23 protein-coding genes and 1 pseudogene are annotated in these 20488 nt (G+C 37.5%); 3 read left to right on the plus strand and 21 right to left on the minus strand.

Going from position 1 to position 20488, the window contains the following annotated elements:
- From RBB48_RS06335 to RBB48_RS06435, 21 genes and pseudogenes are all read right to left on the minus strand, one after another.
- Window positions 1-459, minus strand: a complete 459-nt coding sequence (locus RBB48_RS06335) for an NUDIX hydrolase (RefSeq protein ID WP_001190080.1) — start codon at window positions 457-459, stop codon at window positions 1-3.
- 228 nt (window positions 460-687) lie between these two features.
- Entirely contained in the window at window positions 688-1494 is an 807-nt protein-coding gene (locus RBB48_RS06340) for a DUF368 domain-containing protein (RefSeq protein ID WP_000455195.1), read from the minus strand.
- Window positions 1495-1654: 160 nt separating this feature from the next.
- Complete coding sequence (gene trxB, locus RBB48_RS06345) at window positions 1655-2611, minus strand: thioredoxin-disulfide reductase (RefSeq protein WP_001288065.1); 957 nt, start codon at window positions 2609-2611, stop codon at window positions 1655-1657.
- 85 nt (window positions 2612-2696) lie between these two features.
- Window positions 2697-4208, minus strand: coding sequence for a tetratricopeptide repeat protein (locus tag RBB48_RS06350; RefSeq protein WP_088064788.1), 1512 nt, complete (start codon window positions 4206-4208; stop codon window positions 2697-2699).
- A 145-nt stretch (window positions 4209-4353) separates the two neighbouring features.
- Window positions 4354-4860 carry an acyltransferase gene (locus tag RBB48_RS06355; RefSeq protein WP_306007463.1) on the minus strand — a complete coding sequence of 169 codons (507 nt, stop codon included), beginning with the start codon at window positions 4858-4860 and terminating at the stop codon, window positions 4354-4356.
- Window positions 4861-4935: 75 nt separating this feature from the next.
- Window positions 4936-5586: a pyrophosphatase PpaX gene (ppaX, locus tag RBB48_RS06360; protein WP_306007464.1), complete on the minus strand. Its 651-nt coding sequence runs from the start codon at window positions 5584-5586 to the stop codon at window positions 4936-4938.
- Window positions 5587-5653: 67 nt separating this feature from the next.
- On the minus strand, window positions 5654-6466 hold the full coding sequence (gene lgt, locus RBB48_RS06365; RefSeq protein WP_000924234.1) for a prolipoprotein diacylglyceryl transferase: 813 nt from the start codon (window positions 6464-6466) through the stop codon (window positions 5654-5656).
- 24 nt (window positions 6467-6490) lie between these two features.
- On the minus strand, window positions 6491-7420 hold the full coding sequence (gene hprK, locus RBB48_RS06370) for an HPr(Ser) kinase/phosphatase (protein ID WP_001127247.1): 930 nt from the start codon (window positions 7418-7420) through the stop codon (window positions 6491-6493).
- Window positions 7421-7576: 156 nt separating this feature from the next.
- Window positions 7577-7957 carry a phage holin family protein gene (locus RBB48_RS06375; RefSeq protein ID WP_001267307.1) on the minus strand — a complete coding sequence of 127 codons (381 nt, stop codon included), beginning with the start codon at window positions 7955-7957 and terminating at the stop codon, window positions 7577-7579.
- A gap of 114 nt (window positions 7958-8071) precedes the next feature.
- On the minus strand, window positions 8072-8521 hold the full coding sequence (locus RBB48_RS06380) for a DUF4275 family protein (RefSeq protein WP_088608597.1): 450 nt from the start codon (window positions 8519-8521) through the stop codon (window positions 8072-8074).
- A 59-nt stretch (window positions 8522-8580) separates the two neighbouring features.
- Window positions 8581-11451 carry an excinuclease ABC subunit UvrA gene (gene uvrA, locus RBB48_RS06385; protein WP_137035905.1) on the minus strand — a complete coding sequence of 957 codons (2871 nt, stop codon included), beginning with the start codon at window positions 11449-11451 and terminating at the stop codon, window positions 8581-8583.
- Between the two features lie 11 nt (window positions 11452-11462).
- On the minus strand, window positions 11463-13439 hold the full coding sequence (gene uvrB / locus RBB48_RS06390) for an excinuclease ABC subunit B (RefSeq protein ID WP_088608599.1): 1977 nt from the start codon (window positions 13437-13439) through the stop codon (window positions 11463-11465).
- 151 nt (window positions 13440-13590) lie between these two features.
- Window positions 13591-14019: a DUF4362 domain-containing protein gene (locus tag RBB48_RS06395; protein WP_137035897.1), complete on the minus strand. Its 429-nt coding sequence runs from the start codon at window positions 14017-14019 to the stop codon at window positions 13591-13593.
- A 46-nt stretch (window positions 14020-14065) separates the two neighbouring features.
- Complete coding sequence (locus tag RBB48_RS06400) at window positions 14066-14686, minus strand: hypothetical protein (protein WP_075309658.1); 621 nt, start codon at window positions 14684-14686, stop codon at window positions 14066-14068.
- Window positions 14683-15444, minus strand: a complete 762-nt coding sequence (locus RBB48_RS06405; protein WP_306007465.1) for a MerR family transcriptional regulator — start codon at window positions 15442-15444, stop codon at window positions 14683-14685. Before RBB48_RS06405 ends, RBB48_RS06400 begins: the two co-directional genes overlap by 4 nt.
- Window positions 15445-15544: 100 nt before the next feature.
- Complete coding sequence (locus RBB48_RS06410) at window positions 15545-15772, minus strand: hypothetical protein (protein WP_000524128.1); 228 nt, start codon at window positions 15770-15772, stop codon at window positions 15545-15547.
- Between the two features lie 16 nt (window positions 15773-15788).
- Window positions 15789-16119, minus strand: a pseudogene (locus RBB48_RS06415) (ATPase).
- A 59-nt stretch (window positions 16120-16178) separates the two neighbouring features.
- Window positions 16179-16400: a hypothetical protein gene (locus RBB48_RS06420; protein WP_088064793.1), complete on the minus strand. Its 222-nt coding sequence runs from the start codon at window positions 16398-16400 to the stop codon at window positions 16179-16181.
- Window positions 16401-16418: 18 nt separating this feature from the next.
- A complete protein-coding gene (locus RBB48_RS06425; RefSeq protein WP_087983941.1) occupies window positions 16419-16808 on the minus strand; it encodes a hypothetical protein in 390 nt (129 codons plus the stop codon).
- Window positions 16809-16819: 11 nt separating this feature from the next.
- Entirely contained in the window at window positions 16820-17017 is a 198-nt protein-coding gene (locus RBB48_RS06430; RefSeq protein WP_000538359.1) for a helix-turn-helix transcriptional regulator, read from the minus strand.
- A gap of 234 nt (window positions 17018-17251) precedes the next feature.
- The gene (locus RBB48_RS06435) at window positions 17252-18274 is read right to left on the minus strand and encodes a YeiH family protein (RefSeq protein WP_141522828.1); all 1023 of its coding nucleotides are present in this window, start codon (window positions 18272-18274) and stop codon (window positions 17252-17254) included.
- Window positions 18275-18425: 151 nt separating this feature from the next.
- Between RBB48_RS06435 and RBB48_RS06440 the strand changes: the two genes are divergently transcribed.
- Genes RBB48_RS06440 through RBB48_RS06450 form a run of 3 tightly spaced genes read left to right on the plus strand, consistent with a single transcriptional unit; the run spans window position 18426 to window position 20283 of the window.
- The gene (locus tag RBB48_RS06440) at window positions 18426-19319 is read left to right on the plus strand and encodes a LysR family transcriptional regulator (RefSeq protein WP_087983943.1); all 894 of its coding nucleotides are present in this window, start codon (window positions 18426-18428) and stop codon (window positions 19317-19319) included.
- Between the two features lie 51 nt (window positions 19320-19370).
- Window positions 19371-19739, plus strand: a complete 369-nt coding sequence (locus RBB48_RS06445; RefSeq protein WP_046955576.1) for a MerR family transcriptional regulator — start codon at window positions 19371-19373, stop codon at window positions 19737-19739.
- Window positions 19740-19743: 4 nt separating this feature from the next.
- The gene (locus RBB48_RS06450; protein WP_088064794.1) at window positions 19744-20283 is read left to right on the plus strand and encodes a flavodoxin family protein; all 540 of its coding nucleotides are present in this window, start codon (window positions 19744-19746) and stop codon (window positions 20281-20283) included.
- The last annotated feature ends 205 nt before the right edge of the window (window positions 20284-20488 follow it).

Raw genomic sequence — 20488 nt, forward strand, 5'->3', positions numbered from 1 at the left:
TTAACTCGGATCTAATCGATATGAAAGCAACTCAAAATCTGGGGTATATACAAATGTACCGTAGATTATGCCATTTCCTTTAATTAAATAATCAATAATGTGATAATCTCCTGGTGCCATTGCTAAATCATCAATTTTGTCAAATGTATGCCAACCAATGATGCCTTCTTCGCTCTCTAGTTTGTTTTCTCCTGCAAAATCTGTCGCTAAAAAGGAGAACATCATCCATTCAGAAACAACTTTATCACCTTCTTGGATGACAAAGGTGAAGACCCCTTTTAACGCTGGGTTCTTTAAATAAATACCTGTTTCTTCACGATACTCGCGAACAACGGAATCTCTTACTGTCTCACCACGCTCCATTTTCCCGCCTGGTGCAACCCACCAATTTCGGCGAGGTTTTTGGAGTAAGAGTACTTCATTATCTCTAATTAACACACAGTTTGTCACTCTTTGCATGTTTCTTCACCTCAGCTACTTGCAGTAAATTTCTCACTGCATACTCATTTCATTATACTATCAAAAACAGTTTGCTACAACGAAGGAGCCAGTCCTCTTTCGCTAAGCACATGCTACTCAACAATTTTAAAAAAGCTTTCTAGAACAAGCAATGTAAATGCCTAGACTTTCAATGAATAGCATGAAAAATCCCCTTAACGATTTTTATCGCCAAGGGGATTAAAGTCCTTATTTCTTACCGAAATAAGTAACAATCGCAAATCCTAAAATAAAGGTAATAATTGAACTTATAATTGAAAATCCTCCAGTTGGAATACCAGGGAACACAATTACAATCGAGCCGATAACAAGTCCAATAATTGCCGCAAATGTCATACTTTTATAACGATCTAACAAGAAACTAATTCCTTTACTACTTACAACAAACCCCGCCATAACACCAGCACCGATAACTACGATTAAAGGTAAGTTCAGTGTAGTTAAAGCATTAATTGCTGTCGGATACACACCAATAATTAATAAAATAAATGATCCGCTAATTCCAGGAAGCAACATAGCCATACTAGCCATCCAGCCCGCGAAAAATAAACCAATTGCATTTAAAATTGTTAACGTCGTAATTGGATCTGCTGCCTTATCTGGTTTAAAGAAAGCTGTGATTGCAACAAGAATTGCTGCAACTATTAATAAAACAATGTGCTTACCTTTAAACGACGACTTTGCATCAGCTTCTCTCATTAACATCGGTAATATACTAATAATTAAACCGAGGAAGAAAAATTGAGTCGGTTCATAATGATTTGCAAGTAAATATTTAATAACGTGACTTAACGTTAAAAACGCTGCTGCCACACCAGCTGCAAGGGGAATTAAAAACCCTAAATGTTTTTTCCATTCGCGACTAAAGAATCCACTAATTGCCGCAAGCAATTGTTCATAAATCCCTAACACAACAGCGATTGTACCGCCGCTCACACCAGGAATTAAATCACTAACGCCCATACAAAATCCACGATATATATTACGCCATTCCATACTGAATAAATTCCTCATTTCTTATAGTGATTTTTCCGTAAAGTCCAGTATATCAATAAGAAAGCTTATAATCCCAATATTTTTTGACAAAACTTTGACATTTTCATAAAAAAAAGAAAGCTCCTATCGGTAGCTTTCTTCTCAAAAGGCATATTATCCCTTATTTTTCTGATACTGTTTTTAGTTCTTCTAATAATTCTTCTACGTAATGTTGTGCACTTTGTGCTGCGATACTACCATCACCTGTTGCAGTTACAATTTGACGTAGCATTTTTTCGCGAACATCTCCAGCTGCGAAAATACCAGGAACTTTCGTTTCCATACGCTCATTTGTTTCAAGGTAACCATTTTCATTTGTAATACCTAGTTCAACAAATGGTTTTGATAGTGGTAACATACCGATGTATATGAACACGCCATCAGTTTTGACTTCTTTCTCTTCTCCACTGTTTACGTCTACAAGTGTTACGCTTCCCACTTTACCATTTGCATCGTTAATTTCTTTTATAGTGTGATTCCAAATGAAATCAACTTTCTCGTTTTGGAAAGCACGATCTTGTAAAATTTTCTGTGCACGAAGAGTGTCACGACGGTGAACGATTGTTACCTTTGATGCGAAGCGTGTTAAGAATACACCCTCTTCAACAGCAGAATCTCCACCACCAATAACTACAAGTTCTTTTCCTTTAAAGAAAGCCCCATCACATACTGCACAATATGATACACCACGGCCGCCAAGTTCTGTTTCGCCTGGCACACCAATTTTTTTATACTCTGCACCGCTTGCAACGATAATTGCACGTGCTTTATATTCTTTTTTACCAGCAATAATTGTTTTGTATTCTTTACCATCGATGACTGCTTTCACATCACCGTATGCATATTCAGCACCAAATTTCTTCGCATGCTCGAACATTTTATTTGATAAGTCTGGTCCTAAAATAGACTCATAACCTGGGTAGTTCTCTACATCCTCTGTGTTTGCCATTTGGCCACCCGGGATACCACGCTCAAGCATTAATGTACTTAAATTCGCACGAGATGTATATACTGCAGCTGTCATACCAGCTGGTCCTGCACCAATAATAATGACATCATAAATTTTTTCTTCTGACACACTATTCACTCCTATTCATTCCTACACAATTAAGTTACCCTCATTATACTGTTAGCATCATTTTTTTCCCAATGATTTGCTTACCCTATGTGTGCGTACGTTTAACAGCCTGCACATACTTTCGAACAGTCGCTACAGATACATTATATACATCCCCAAGCTCCGACTGTGTCATCTTATTTCCTTGTTCGCTGCGTACGATATATTCAACAGCAGCTGACCAGCCGTATACATTTGTAAAAACTGCCCCAGATGTATATAAACGTATGAACGTACAAAACCAAAATTGTAAACACTCTTCGATTAATTCATCATCTTTTTTCGTATAATTATATAAAGCATCCGCAATTTGTGCGCACTGTTCAAATTGCTGTAAATCAGCTGGAATGCTCTTATGGCTATTAAGTAAAAAGAAATACTTTGCAAGCTGCGATACGATTGGAACACCGTTCTTCGCCTGCGTTACATCAAAGAAGAATCCCACCTTCTCTGGCGTTGACAATTCATTCATTAAATATAAAGCTAGCATTTGTTCCTCTAGCGTCGTACTTTGTTGAAATGATTTTCGTAATTCTTCAAATAATACGTTTTGTCCTTCATCTGCTAAATTCAGCGCATTCCACGGTTCTTTTCCCTTTTTATCAGGGTGCAATTCTACAACATGCTGCCACATTTTTTCGGCTACTTGCTGATCTTTCACCATATAAGCAGAATATGCAAACCAATAATAAAAACTAACGTCTCCCTCATATCCTTGACGCTTTAATACTTTGAACCATTTATATGCAGGCTCAAAATGACCAATTGTTGCAAGTGTCGTTCCAAGTTTCAAACGATGCTCGAACGAAATCGGATATACTGAAACTAACTGCTCCGCTAACGCTTCTACTTGTTTATGCTCTCCAATTGAATATAGGAAAATAAGCGTATTACAAAGCGCATGTATATTACCAGGATTTTTCTCTAAAATCATTTCCGTTAACTTCAGAGCTTTATCTACATTACCAGATTGAAAATGTGCAATGGCTAAATTATTATGACCCGACCAAAATTCCGGATAATCTTTTGTAACAATTTCCAATGTAGCAATTGCTTCTTCCAATTGTCCGTTACGAATATAACGATTCGCTTCTTCTTGCATAACAATTAGATCGTCTTCATCCTCAATCTCTTCCTCACCCATCGCTTCTTCTTCCATAATTTCAAGTAATTCTAATGTATCTTCTACAAATTCCTTCTCTTCTGCAACTTCTAAATAGCGATCCGCATACTTTTTCGCCTGCTGAAATAGCCCCATATATGCATAATTATTTGCAATAAAATAATAGCATTGTTCAAGTTCTGGATTAGATCTAACAAGCTTAAAGAAGATTTGATTCGACTCTTGATATTCACCAGCCTCAGATAATACTGTTGCTAATTGGCATAAAATAAACGGCTCCTTCTCACTTTGTGCCGCTCTTCGAAAATATTTAATTGCATCTTGCAATTTCTGTCCTTTGTAAGCCCTCATCCCTTTTTTATAAAAGAAGTCCGATAATTGATTAAAAGAGATAACTTGTCCGTTCTCCTTATATATTCCTTGATTTTTCCCCATATATCCTCCAGTTTTTTGTTTTCTTCGTTCACACATTCTTCTATCTATAAGTATAAACGATTCCGTAAAAAACAAAACAGTATATTATACTCAATTATTTCCTTTTTATTCATTAAAAAAGAAGAGAAATGTTACATTTTTAGCATCAACCTTCTCTAGCATCCATTTCTTCTTTCGTATAAATAACACGCATTGGATTTCCACCCACGAAAGCACCACTTGGGACATCTCTATGAACAAGTGTGCCAGCTGAAACAATCGCGCCATCCCCAATTTTCACACCTGGTAATATAGTCGTATTTGCTCCAATCATCACTTCATTTCCTATGACGATCTCTCCAAGTCGATATTCGCGAATTAAATATTCATGTGCTAAAAGCGTTGTATTATAGCCGATAATTGAATTCTCTCCCACAGTTATCTTTTCTGGGAACATAATATCCGGCACTACCATAAGCGCAATTGATGTTTTCTTTCCGACTTTCATCCGTAAAAATGTACGGTACAACCAATTCTTGACGGATAAAAATGGTGTATAACGCGCAATTTGAATAATAATAAAGTTTTTCATTACCTTCCAAAAAGAAACTGTTTTATACACATTCCATAATGAATTTTCTCCTGAAACAGGATAGCGCGTTTTCCGTCGCACTTAACTCGCTCCTCTACTAAAAAGTGAAACTGTAAGTTAGTAGGGAAACAGACCCCTACTAACTTACTTGGACCTTTATGAACGGTTCATATCAGACAAAATCGGTAGCAAATCACTCATTTTATCTAACATAAAGTCCGGCTTGTAAGCCTCTAAATATGCTCTACCTTTCAACGTCCATGAGACAGCAGCTGTTTTCGTGCCCGCATTTTGTCCGCCGACAACATCATGGTGATTATCCCCAACCATCAATGCTTCTTCCGGTTTCGCATCTAATAACTCAAGCGCTTTTTGAAGTGGTTCTGGATGTGGTTTCACATGCTCCACATCATCAATTGTCACGACAACATCAAAAAATTCATCAAGCTTTGACAACTTTAATCCCATCTCAACTGTTTGTCTCGCTTTCGTTGTAACAACACCAACTTTATAGCCTTGCTTCTTCAACTCTTGAACTGTTTCATATACAGTTTCATATTCTTCCACTAATTCATCGTGATGATCATGGTTAAATTGACGATAACATGTAATCATCTCTTCAACCTTGTTTTCATCAATCTTGCTGAAAGTATCATGTAAAGAAGGGCCAATAAATGACAATACATCTTCACGCTTATATTGACTTGGATAATATGTATGTAACGTATGTAAAAAAGAAGAAATAATAAGTTCGTTTGTATTAATTAAAGTTCCATCTAAATCAAATAACACTGTATTTATTCTCATTGCCTTAGTCCCTTCTCTTTCCTGAATATGAAAGAAGCAGCATCTTATAATAAGATGCTACTTTTCTCTAATTTTCCGAATATCTTTTATCAGCTTGCCCCATTTTTCGTCTCACGATAATGAAAATAATAGAAATAACAACAAGTCCAATTGACATTACTTGTGCGATACGAAGTGGTCCTAACATTAAACTATCTGTACGTAAGCCTTCTACGAAGAAGCGCCCTATTGAATACCAAATTAAATATGTGAAGAATAATTCCCCGCGTCGTAAATTCACTTTTCGTAATGCAAGTAATAAAATGACACCTGCAAAATTCCATAATGATTCATATAAAAACGTTGGGTGATAGTACACACCCTCAATATACATTTGATTAATAATGAAATCCGGTAAATGAAGTCCTTCTAAAAACTGTCTCGTTACTTCATCACCATGCGCCTCTTGGTTCATAAAGTTTCCCCATCGACCAATTGCTTGTCCTAGTAAAATACTTGGCGCAGCAATATCAGCCAACTTCCAGAATGAAACCCCGCGTCGTTTCGCAAAAAGAATCCCTGTAATAACAGCCCCGATTAAACCACCATGAATCGCCAAGCCACCTTGACGAATATTAATAATTTGACTCGGGTTTTGCGCGTAATATTCCCATTCAAAAATAACATAGTACATTCTCGCAAATAGAATAGCGATCGGTACTGCAATTAATACAAGGTCAACAAAGGTATCTTTTGGAATACCTAGTCTTTCTCCCTCGCGAGTTGCTAGCCAAAGACCTAATAGCACGCCTGTACCGATAATAATCCCGTACCAATATACAGGAAACGGCCCAAGTTGGATCGCTACACGGTCAAGCTGTGGTACAGAACCTAACAGCATATGTATGACCTCCCTCTCCAAAGTTTACTCCTGATTTCCTAACTCAATCGCACTCATTAATCGTTCAGAGAACTGTTGTGCTGCATTGACTCCCATACGTTTTAAACGGAAGTTCATCGCTGCTACTTCAATAATAACAGCCAAGTTTCGACCAGGACGAACTGGAAGTGTAATCTTCGTAAGCTCTGTATCAATAATCTTCATCTTCTCTTCATCAAGACCTAAGCGATCGTAATTTTTCTTTTGATCCCAAATTTCAAGATTAATAACAAGTGTAATACGCTTATAATTTCGCACTGCCCCTGCACCGAATAACGTCATAACGTTAATGATACCTAGACCACGAATTTCTAATAAATGCTCAATTAAATCTGGTGAGCTTCCTACTAATGTGTCTTCATCTTCTTGGCGAATTTCTACACTATCATCCGCAACAAGACGGTGACCACGTTTTACAAGCTCAAGAGCTGTCTCACTTTTACCGACACCACTTTGACCTGTAATTAAAACACCAACACCGTAAATATCTACTAACACACCATGTACAGCTGTTGTTGGTGCTAACTTACCTTCTAAATAATTTGTTAAACGACTTGATAATCTTGTTGTCGTTTGAGCAGAACGTAATAAAGGCATGCCTGATTCACGTGATGCTTGCAATAACTCATCTGGTACATCTTGATTCCGAGTTATAATAATACATGGCGTCTCCTCAGTACAAAGCGCTTTCATTCTCTCTTGTTTTTGCTCTGACGTTAATGTGTCAAAGAACGTAAGCTCCGTCTTTCCAAGAAGCTGCACGCGATCAGCTGGATAATATGTGAAAAATCCTGCCATTTCAATTCCAGGTCGTGATAAATCACTTGTATCAATCGGACGATGAATTCCTTCTTCACCACTTATTAACTCCAATTGAAATTGTTCAATTAAATCTTTTGTCCTTACTTTCGGCATATGTATAAACCTCCACTCCGCTGCGGGTTCAGTCTCATTTGATGTAAAATTCCATTCTACCGGATATTGTACCATTTTTTTCTGGAAACAAGAAATACGGTTTCTAATAAATAGAAAAAAACATTTCATACACATCATGAAATGTTTTTCTTTTTGTCATTTTCTCTTTTTTTCATATAAAGGTTCCACAATTGCCTTTTCAATAATCATATTAAAAATTGAAATACAAATTGCCGCAACGATTGCTACACCAAACCCTGATATATTAAACGCATCTCCTAATAATGAATCTGCTATTTTTAACGTAATCGCATTAATAACAATTAAGAAGAACCCGAAAGTTACAAGAGTAATTGGTAGCGTAATTAAAATTAAAAACGGTTTTACGAACACATTTAAAACAGCTAAGATAATACTCGCAATAATTGCAGTCTGTATATTTGCTACGTAAAACGCGTCTGGCGCAATCCCTTTTAAAAGTCCCGATACAGCGATTAACACAACGCTATTTACAAGAAGTGATACAATCCATCTCATTTTCTTACACATCCTTTTGACATATATATTTCATCATACGCTAATAGATTATAAACGCAAGTATCATACAAACACTTATATCAACTTATTCTACTCTTCCTGCTTGTATACCTACTAACATTTCCTCGCAAAATAAGGGCCATACCATCTATGTTCATGAGTTTTTACAAAAGTCCAAGTGAACTCTTTATCTACAATATAGATATCGCCTTTATACATATCGTCCCTCTCACACAATATATCCTCCATATGTAATAAACTCGTATCTTTTATTAGCAGTACATCATCACAATGTTGATAGAATATATAGCAATCCTTTTTCACTTCATTATGAAACGCATTCTCCGCTTCTTCACCCTCTAAACACTTCTTTTTCTCATAACTAAATATGTGCCAAAGAAACCCACATGCATACTTATCACCATACAGAAAGATGTCTTCCTTTTCCTCATCACTTACATGATTTGCAAAGTTATCCTCCCAGCGCTTCCGAAAATAAACACCCCAACTTTGAAACTCTCTTACCTTCATGTTTTTCTTTCTTAAAACATCTGTAAACTCCATCTTTTCCCCCTATGAACGAAAAACCGAGTGTCATTTCCACTCGGTTTTTCGTAATACACTTATTGAGATAACTCTACTTCTTTTATTTTCTCTTTCATTCTTGCTTTATCGCGATTTAAAATCTCTTTTAAATACTTACCTGTATACGAGCGTTCTTCTTTTACTACTTGCTCTGGCGTTCCGGAAGCAACAATTTGCCCACCTTTATCTCCGCCCTCTGGTCCAAGGTCAACGATATAATCAGCTGTTTTAATTACATCTAAATTATGTTCAATAACAAGAACTGTCTCGCCACTTTCAACAAGGCGTTGCAGCACTTCTAGAAGACGCGCGATATCATGTGCATGCAAACCAGTCGTTGGCTCATCTAAAATATATAACGTACGCCCAGTAGAACGACGGTGTAATTCAGAAGCTAGCTTCACGCGCTGCGCTTCACCACCAGATAACGTCGTAGCTGGCTGTCCTAATTTCATATAACCAAGACCTACATCTACAAGCGTTTGAAGTTTACGCTTAATTTTTGGGATATTAGCGAAGAACTCTACTCCATCTTCAATTGTCATCCCTAACACTTCAGAAATGTTCTTATCTTTATACTTCACTTCTAACGTTTCGCGGTTATAACGTTTACCATGACAAACTTCACATGGAACGTATACGTCTGGTAAGAAGTGCATTTCGATTTTAATAATCCCATCACCACGGCACGCTTCACAACGTCCACCTTTTACATTAAAGCTGAAACGTCCTTTTTGATATCCACGCACTTTCGCTTCATTCGTTTGTGCAAACACATCACGAATATCATCGAATACACCTGTATACGTCGCTGGATTAGAACGTGGTGTACGCCCGATTGGCGATTGATCGATATCGATTACTTTATCTAAATGCTCAAGACCTTTAATTTCTTTATGAGTACCTGGCTTCGCTTTCGCTTTATATAACTTTTGTGCTAATGATTTATATAGTACTTCATTAATCATCGTACTTTTACCGGAACCAGATACACCCGTTATCGCTACAAACGTACCAAGCGGGAATGACATCTTTGCATTCTTTAAGTTATTCTCTTTTGCACCGATAATTTCCACTTTACGTCCGTCACCTTTACGTCTTTCAAGTGGAACCGGAATAAACTCTTTACCGCTTAAATACTTCCCTGTTAGCGAATTATCATCTTGCATCACTTCAGCTGGCGTCCCCGCTGATACAACTTGACCACCGTGAATACCTGCACCAGGTCCGATATCAAGTAAATAATCAGCAGCCATCATCGTATCTTCATCATGTTCAACGACAATTAACGTATTCCCTAAATCACGCATCTCTTGCAACGTACGAATAAGACGATCGTTATCGCGCTGATGCAAGCCGATTGAAGGCTCATCAAGAATGTAAAGTACGCCAGTAAGACGAGAACCGATTTGTGTCGCTAAACGAATACGCTGCGCCTCACCACCTGATAAAGTTCCTGCGGCACGACTTAACGTTAAATAATCTAAACCGACGTTCACTAAGAATCCAACGCGCTCCTGGATTTCTCTTAAAATTAAATGAGCAATTTTTTGTTGTTTCTCCGTTAGCTCCACATTCGAGAAGAATTCCTGTACTTCTTGAACAGAATACTTCGTTACATCAGCAATCGTTTTATCACCAACGAAAACAGCTAAACTCTCTGGCTTTAAGCGTCCACCTTTACACTTCGGACAAGCTTGCTCTGCCATATATTTCTCCATTTGCTCACGAACATAATCAGAACTCGTTTCACGATAACGACGTTCGATATTTGGAATAACACCTTCAAATAAAATCTCATTTTCCTTTACTTGACCAAATTCATTTACATAGCGGAAATAAACTTTTTCTTCTCCGCTTCCGTACAACACTTTATCAAATAAATCTTTCGGTATATCTTTCACAGGCATATCCATATCAACGCCGTAATGATTACATACAGATTGTAAAAGCTGCGGATAATATTGTGAGCTTGTCGGTTCCCAAGGCGCAATCGCATGTTCATTTAATGATAAATCCCAATTCGGAATGACAAGTTCTAAATCTACCTCTAACTTTGAACCAAGTCCATCACAAGAAGGACATGCCCCGAATGGACTGTTGAATGAGAACATGCGCGGCTCTAATTCTCCGATTGAAAAACCACAATGCGGACAAGCATGATGTTCACTAAATAGAAGTTCCTCTTCTCCCATTACATCAATTAACACTCGGCCCCCGCCAAGCTTTAATGCACTTTCAAGAGAATCCGCAAGACGGCTTGCAATCCCTTCTTTTACAACAATACGGTCAATTACAACTTCAATCGAATGCTTCTTATTTTTATCTAGCGCAATATCTTCAGATACATCAAGCATTTCACCATCAACACGTACACGAACATACCCTTGCTTCTTAATATCTTCAAGCACTTTCACATGTGCACCTTTACGCCCAGAAACGATAGGAGCTAACACTTGTAATTTCGTACGTTCAGGATATTCAAGTACACGGTCTACCATCTGCTCTACTGTTTGTGACGTAATTTCAATACCATGATTCGGACAAATTGGCGTACCAATTCGCGCAAATAATAAACGTAAATAATCATAAATCTCCGTGACCGTTCCGACTGTTGAACGTGGATTACGACTCGTTGTTTTTTGATCGATTGAAATCGCTGGTGACAATCCTTCAATCGTATCTACATCCGGCTTATCCATTTGTCCTAAAAACTGACGCGCATACGCAGATAACGATTCTACGTATCTGCGCTGCCCTTCTGCATAAATCGTATCAAACGCTAATGATGATTTCCCTGAACCAGACAATCCCGTCACAACAACAAGCTGATTTCTCGGAATGGTTACATCAATATTTTTTAAGTTATGTGCTCTAGCACCTTTTACGACAATAAAATCCTTGCTTATGCTCACTCTGTTCACCCTTCCGCTTTTAATTCTAATAGTAAATCTCTTAATTCAGCTGCACGCTCGAAATCTAACGCTTTTGCTGCTTCTTTCATCTCTGCTTCCATCTTCGCAATTGTCTTTTCACGCTCTTTTTTCGTCATCTTCTTAGCTGGTGCCGCTTCATACATTTCCGGCTCTTCAGCAGCTGTCGTTGCACGGATAACATCACGCACGCCTTTTTGAATCGTTTTCGGCGTAATACCATGCTCTTTATTGTAAGCTTCTTGTATAGTACGACGACGCTGCGTTTCTTCAATTGCAATTCCCATTGATCTTGTTATACGATCTGCATACATAATAACGCGGCCGTTTTCATTACGTGCTGCACGACCGATTGTTTGAATTAATGAACGCTCTGAACGCAAGAACCCTTCCTTATCAGCATCTAAAATAGCTACAAGTGATACTTCTGGAATATCTAATCCTTCTCGTAATAAGTTAATACCGACAAGTACATCAAACTTACCAAGGCGAAGATCACGGATAATTTCAATTCGTTCTAACGTTTTAATTTCAGAGTGAAGATAGTTCACTTTAATTCCTACATCTTTTAAGTAGTCTGTTAAATCCTCTGACATCTTCTTCGTTAAAGTCGTAATTAATACACGTTCATTTTTTACAATGCGATCTTGAATTTCTCCTAATAAATCATCAATTTGCCCTTCAATTGGTCGTATATCAATTGGTGGATCTAAAAGCCCTGTTGGACGAATAATTTGTTCTATTACTTCCGGTGCCTGCTCTAACTCGTACGGTCCTGGCGTTGCTGAAACGTAAATAACTTGATTCGTTTTCCCTTCAAACTCATCAAACGTAAGCGGTCTATTATCTAAAGCTGATGGCAGACGGAATCCATGATCTACAAGCACTTGTTTACGTGCTTGGTCCCCGTTATACATCGCTCTTACTTGCGGTACTGATACGTGCGACTCATCCATAACGATTAAGAAATCTTTCGGGAAATAGTCTAATAACGTATACGGCGTTGCACCCGCTGGACGAAGTGTTAAATGACGGGAATAGTTTTCAATCCCTGAACAAAAGCCCATCTCGCGCATCATTTCTAAATCATAACGTGTACGCTGTTCTATACGCTGCGCTTCTAACAACTTGCCATTATCATTTAATTCCTTTAAACGTTCTTCTAATTCTTTTTCTATATTTTCAATAGCGACCTTCATCTTTTCTTCACGTGTAACGAAGTGAGATGCTGGGAAGATTGCTACATGATCACGTTCTGCTAATACTTCACCTGTTAACGCATTTACTTCGCGAATACGATCGATTTCATCGCCGAAAAATTCAATTCGAATACAATGCTCATCAAGTGATGCTGGGAAGATTTCAACTACATCTCCGCGCACACGGAATGTACCACGCTTGAAATCAATGTCATTACGTCCATACTGCACATCAACAAGTTCACGAAGTAATTGATTGCGGTCCTTTTCCATACCAACTCTAAGTGAAACAACTAACTCGCGGTATTCTTCTGGAGAACCTAAACCATATATACACGAAACACTCGCAACAATAATCACATCATCCCGTTCAAATAGTGCAGATGTTGCTGAGTGACGCAATTTATCGATTTCATCATTAATCTGCGCATCTTTTTCAATAAACGTATCTGTTTGAGGCACATACGCTTCTGGCTGATAATAATCGTAATAACTAACAAAATATTCAACTGCATTATTCGGAAAAAAATCTTTTAGCTCACTATATAACTGTCCTGCTAACGTTTTATTATGAGCCATAACAAGTGTTGGCTTCTGCACTTCTTTAATGACATTTGAAATCGTAAATGTCTTACCCGTTCCTGTTGCTCCAAGCAACACTTGCTTTTTCTTCCCACTATTAATTCCCTCTACAAGCTTTTCTATAGCTACCGGCTGATCACCTTGCGGGGAATAAGCTGAGATAATTTCAAATTGATGTTCCAAACAAAACCGACCTCCTCGTAAAAAATCTGTATTCCCATTTTACCACGAATGCTCATAAAAAAACCAAGAAAACGAACAGATATTCGGTAAAATTTTCGACAATATATACATAGAAAAAGGAAGGAGTAAAAACTTCCTTCCTCTACTAACTCTATTTTTTAGGTACATATAATAAATCATATCCATTGCGCCCATTTTTACTCGTACAATCTATTAACCTATAAGTGATTTCTAATTCTCCCTGCTCTTTAACAATACTTTTGCAACTATCTTTATGTAATCCTTTATGCTCACCAGCAAATTGGTCTTTTCTATTATCTAACACATAAAGTATATCGTTCTCACTATGCTCTACCGTTTGAAAAATCGGATCACCTTCATGGGTATACTGCACAATTCTTATTTTATCAACTTTCCCCTGGTCAACATTCAAAACGAACTTTTCAAATTTATCTAGATTGGAAATTCCTGCTCTCTTTACAATGACATCATTCTTCTTATCAATGTCAATGTTAGGTTGTGAGCATGCTACTAAACTAAAGAGAAATAAGCATATAAAACCTGTTTTTCCTATTGTTATCCTCTCCTATACAAACTATTGGTATACTAGAAAAAGCTACTTTCCTCTATGAAAGTAGCTTCTCTTTTTCTTTTTCCTTCTTCGGGAAAAGAACATATGAAAATGAAATAACTGTATCCACTAAAAGTATAATCGCCCAAACTTGGCTAACACGACTTGCTTTTTCATTTAAAACAATCCCCGTTTCTAACCAATTATGCCATTGTTCAAACGGGACAAAACCGTACAGAAAGAAAAAGAAAATATGCACAACAACGAATAAAACAAGATGTAATAACCAATTTTTTATTTCCTGTTTCGCATAGGCCATACCTGTTAATTCTACGTGCTCTTCCATAATTGGCGCTGGTTCATTCCGCCATTTCGCAACTAGCTTTTGCGCAAACATATCAAGCTTCTTCAAATCCTTTTTCCCGTAGAAAACTGCATACAATAAAATAATTACCGTAATGATTTGAAAGTTAGAGAACTTCCCTGTTTGATAATAGTCCACTACCCCTAAAGTTAAAATAAACACTTCATTTACGAGGAGTACAATCCCCATAATAAAGCTCGCCTTCTTCAAACGGAATCCGTAACGAAGTAAAAAGAAGCCGATAGCCGATAACCAAAATACAATCTCTGCCCCAATTAAAAAATACCAACGATATTCTGCAAGTATACTCATTTATCCATCTCCTTTTCATCATATATACGAAAAGCTTCTTCCATATATAATAAAAGTTCTTCTTCAATTGGATACATGCTCATTTTCTGTGAATCTTCCTTCGATTTTCTAACTTCCCATAACTTATCTAAAAACGCTTCGTCACCATTGGCCATTTCTAAACATTTCTGCATTAATCTCTTCGTTGCCCCTTGTACCTCATCACTCGCTGCTTCTTTGCCGTCTTTCATAAAAGTACGTAATTGCTTTAATAAATCTACCCATTCTAAAACATTCGGATCTTCTTCACTCATATTTGGCAAGTTATGAAGCAATTTTTGTTCTTCCTTTGAAAATACTTCATTTTGAAATATTTCACGTATACGAGACGACTGTTTCGAAAGCTGAATCAGTTCAAACATAACTTTCCAATCAAGTTCCCCTTCCACATCTACCGAATAAACAACAGCTTGTAAAACACGGTCCATTCGATTAAATTTCTTTTGTTCTTCCTGTACAAACCGAAGTTGTTTTTCAAGAGAACCCTTTAAGTTAAGGTCACCTTTTACTAACATATTCGCAGCCTCTTTTAATGAAAAGCCCATTTCCTTTAAAAATAAAATTTGCTGCAACCGTATTACGTCAGCTTCACTATATAAACGATGCCCACCTTCTGTTTTCCCGCTCGGCTTTAATAAATCTATTTGATCATAATAACGTAATGTACGTACCGTTACCCCTGTTTCTCTCGTCAATTGTTGTATTGAAATCACTACCATCACCTCTTCCCCTTCATTATAAAAGATGACGTTACGTAACTTTCAAGACTTTTGTAAAAAAAATACAAAAAGCTGTTTATACTCTTTGTATAAACAGCTTTTACGGAAATAATCCCTTTTGTATAGCGCGCCCACAAAATAAAATAAGTGCTCCAACAACAACACTCGTTGCTGTTTTATGATAATGAGCTGAAACTAATAAATAATATGATAAACCTACAGTGCCAATCATAATACAAATGCTTGGCACTGGATAACGAGAGAAGTTCTGCATTCCCCAAAACAAAGCAAAAATAGCCGTAGCGACACATAATACCGGTAATCCCATCCCAGTTCCCCTTTTTCTATCTATTCCTTGTTGCTAACACACTCGTCGATGCCCTACTTATTAATAAGCCAAAAATAGCAATATATAACAACTCATTTACATGTACTGCTTGCCTATCTAAATACTTATTTAAACAAAGATACATAATGAACAAGAACACGAAGCTTGTAATACTAATCGTAAAATATGACTTCATCTTATTCACAACTCGCTCATCAATCGACGGTACTCCCTCTTCTTTCAAACGCTTCTGTTCTCTATATTCCGCAATACTTATATAAAATGACTAGTGCTACATTCGATATGAAGATTGTTCCCCACGAAATACTTAAAATCATTAAACTCATATTTAAAACAAGACCCGCTAAAAACAAACTTCCTATGAACCGTATAATATCTTACTTACTCATACATGATCAGCCTCTTTTTGATTTCTATATTTCCACTTCGGCCAATAGTTCACAAGAAAATACACCCACTGCCCTATTACAAATAAAACAAATGGCATACCAGCATTTCCGTCAACAATTAAATTATATAAACTCCATATCGCTAAACTAATCGTAAAAAATAACCCTACATATTTAAACGCTTTATCTGACTGAAATCTCTCAAACTCATCTTGCATTTTTCATTCCTCCTATCGCTATGCTCGTTTCCCTATCATGACTCCTATGATGAGACTACCCGCAAATAAGGAACTACATATCATAAATATTTCTTGCACTGGTATAACAGCTCTGCCTATTGCTTTACTCGCAACAATATAAACAATAAGCAATAGAAACGCGAATACAAATGAGACATTTACATATTTTTTTATATTTTCATTTACTCGCTCATCTATATCTGGAAGTTCTTCTTTTTTGTACTTACGCTTTTTGTAATACGAATACACCATCAAAAATACAATTGCTAAAACGTTACTCACTACGAGCGGTAAAATTGGTATAGCCGGATTCATACTATGAACTACAATGTCTCCCAAAAACAATCCAAAAGTCGCACCGATAAATAACTTTTTAGTATCGTTCATTTTTTCTCCCCTTACTCTAGCGTAAATATTTCCTCCACCTTCACCCCAAAATATTTGGCGATTTTTAGGGATAACTCTAGACTCGGGTTATAATGATGGTTTTCAATCGCCACAATCGTCTGCCGCGTCACCTGCATCGCCTTTGCCATTTCAACTTGCGTTATATGATGTTGCTTTCTTAACTCTTTTATTTTATTTTTCACACCCATAGGCTCCACCTTCGAAAGTAAAGATATCTTTACTTTAATTATAAATATTTTCCAGTTATAAGTGAAGATATCTTTACAAATTTTAGAAAAACGTTTCACTGATCACCTTCTCTAACAAAGTACAAGCGTAATTAAATTTATATCAGCTATTTTTTTAATATATCGACACCCGTAGCACTATAAACATAAAAAAAGCTGTCCAAAAATATCTTTTGGAACAGCTTCTTCGTCCTACTACATAAATCCTAATGCATATACAAGAACGTATCCAAGAATAGAAAGGAAAACCGAGCCGATCAGCCCCGCCACGAATGCCTTACTTCCTAACTTACGGAACGTTTTAAACTCTACATTTAAACCAAGCCCCGCCATCGCCATTGCAATAAGCATGTAAGCAAGAACAACGATGTATCCGGCAACAACTTCTGGTATAACCCCGAGCGAATGCACTGCACTCATCGCTAAAAATCCGAAGATGAACCACGGAATTGGAAGGTCACGCCACGATTTTTTTTCCTCGCTACCTTCACTCTTACCAAACCATAATCCAATTAAAATCGCTACTGGCACAAGCATTGCAACGCGCGTTAATTTCACGATAACTGCGATGTCTACAGCCGTACTTCCTCCTGGCGCCGCAGCTGCGATGACATGAGCGATTTCGTGCAGCGTCGCACCTGAGAATACACCGTAACCGTACGGTGAGAAGCCAAGCACTGGGTATAATAGCGTATAAATAAGTGTAAATATTGTACCTAAAATTGCAATAATTGCTGCCCCAACTGCCGTTTCTTCATCCTTCGCTTTCACTTGCGGTGCAATTGCCACGACCGCAGCCGCGCCGCAAATTGCTGTTCCGCACGCTGTTAAAATTCCGAGTTTCTTTTCTACCTTAAATACTTTCGTTAGCCCATATACAACGAAAATCGTAAATGTAATAACAGCGGCAGCGATGACCAATACTTTCGGCCCTGCCTTCGCAATATCAACAAGATTTAACCGCATTCCAAGTAAGATAATCCCAAAGCGCAGCAACTTCTTACTCGCAAAGTTCGTTCCAGCTATCGCTTCTTGTGGAACGCCAATTGCCGCACGCCAAACCATCCCAATTAGAATAGCAATTACTAATTGTCCCATAATATTTAAAAATGGAAGCTCTGCTAAATATTTCGCGGCAATTGCGATTAATAACGTAATCCCAATACCTTGCGAAAATCCAAAGCCCTTCTTCTTTTGTATAACAAGTGTTTGTTCCACTTTGTACCACTCCAATAATCGTATTGGAACATGCATGTTCTTTCTACTTATATTATAAGAGAGTTTCTATAATAAGTTTAATATCAATATTGAATCTCTATCATCAGAAATACTTATGATAAGATGATAGAAAAAGAAAGGAGCCCATTACATGAACGTAGACATTTTAAAAATATTTGTTACTGTCGTTGAACAGAAGCATTTCTCCCGTGCAGCAGAATTATTAAACCTTTCACAGCCTGGCGTAAGTATGCATATACGCAACTTAGAAAACGAATTTGGCACTACACTTATTCAGCGCTCTCCGAAGCACGTTCAAGTGACGGAAGCTGGAAACATATTATATATACACGCAAAACAAATGCTCTCTCTTTATGAAGATGCTAAGCAAGAAATTAACGAGCTACATAACGTTGTAACAGGAACTCTTCGCATCGGTGCTAGTTTCACAATTGGCGAATACTTACTTCCAAAAATACTGGCTAACTATGCGAATGAAAATCCACACGTTGAAGTTCATACCTTTATCTCAAATACAGAAGACGTTTTGCAAAGCCTTCGCTCTAATCAAATCGATATCGGCTTAGTCGAAGGGCAAGTCGTATACGCCGACGTGGACGTTGAAACGTTTATGCAAGATGAAATGAAGCTCGTCGTCCCGCCAAATCATCCACTGCTCCGCACAAATGAAATAAATGAAAGCACACTCCAAGATCAAGTATGGGTATTAAGAGAAAGTGGTTCTGGAACACGCGCTTATAGTGACCGCTTTATTCATCAACACCATTTAAAATTGAAGCGCTTCTTTACATTCAGTAGTATCCAAAGCGTGAAAGAAGCAGTTAGTGCCGGGCTTGGCATCGCTATACTTTCTGATTGGACTGTACGGAAAGAGTTACTGGCAAAAGAGCTATTCCACGTCGAAGTTCCAAATGAACAACTCATCCGTCCATTCTCCATCGTGCGCGGCAAATACTTCATCCCGTCTAAAGCTATTCAGGTGTTTTTAAATTATGTAGACTCTTTTGCGAAAAAACAGCATTGACCTTCACATTAGTGTGAAGGTTTACAATACATGTACAAGGGGTGAAACACATTGCGAATTGGAGAGTTATCAAAAGAAACCGGGGTTAGCGAAAGATCACTAAGACATTATGAAGAAAAGGGATTACTCCCTTCTAAGCGCCTCGCAAATGGCTACCGTGACTTTGATGAAAGTGCCATCGAAAAAGTGGAGCTTATTCAAATGTACTTACAAATTGGCTTAAATTTAGAAGAGACGGCAAGGATGCTGCGCTGCCTCGAAATAGAGCCGCACCTGTACGAAAATCCTTGCAGCAGTATCCTTACGCTTTATGAAGATAAACTTAATGAAGTAACGAAGCAAATCTCATTACTTTCTAGCATTCAAACGAATTTGCAAAAACACGTTTCACTCCTAAAGCAAACAAAAGAAAAGGGATGATTACATGTTTGTTATACATGGCAGTTCAAGACAAAACGGAAATACAGAAGCTTTAACACATATGGTGATTGATGGAATTGAAACAGAACAAATTTACTTGCGTGATCATATCGTCCACCCAATCATAGATCAGCGCCATGATGCAGAAGGATTCCAACCTGTAAATGATGACTACGAGCAGTTAATCGAGCGTATGTTAGAGCACGACACAATTATCTTTGCTACACCGCTATACTGGTATGGAATGAGCGGTCATATGAAAAACTTCGTCGATCGCTGGTCACAAAGCTTGCGTGATACATCTCTTCATTTCAAAGAAAAAATGAAAGGTAAAAAAATGTACGTTGTCATCGTTGGCGGAGACAATCCAAAGCTGAAAGCATTACCGCTTATTGCTCAGTTCCAATATATCTTTGATTTTGTTGGTTCATCATTTGAAGGGTATGTTATTGGGGATGCGAATGGATTGGATGAAATCAAAAATGATGCTGAGGCTCTAGCAAAAGTACAATTGTATAATAATAAGTTCAAAAATAGTAAATAGAAATAAGTTTGACAAACCATTTTGTATGCGCATACAATAAAAGTAACATTATGAAAGGAAGGTACTTTGACCAATGAAGTTCTAATTCTCTTATTTATTTCATCCATCACAAATAGTGAACAAAAAATGATGAAAACTAGCAGGGGATTAGTCTGTCCATTTGTCGATACTTTCTTTCGAAACGATCATGTAAAAAAATCGTTTA

Source organism: Bacillus sp. MMSF_3353 (assembly GCF_030733445.1).
Lineage (GTDB): Bacteria > Bacillota > Bacilli > Bacillales > Bacillaceae_G > Bacillus_A > Bacillus_A wiedmannii.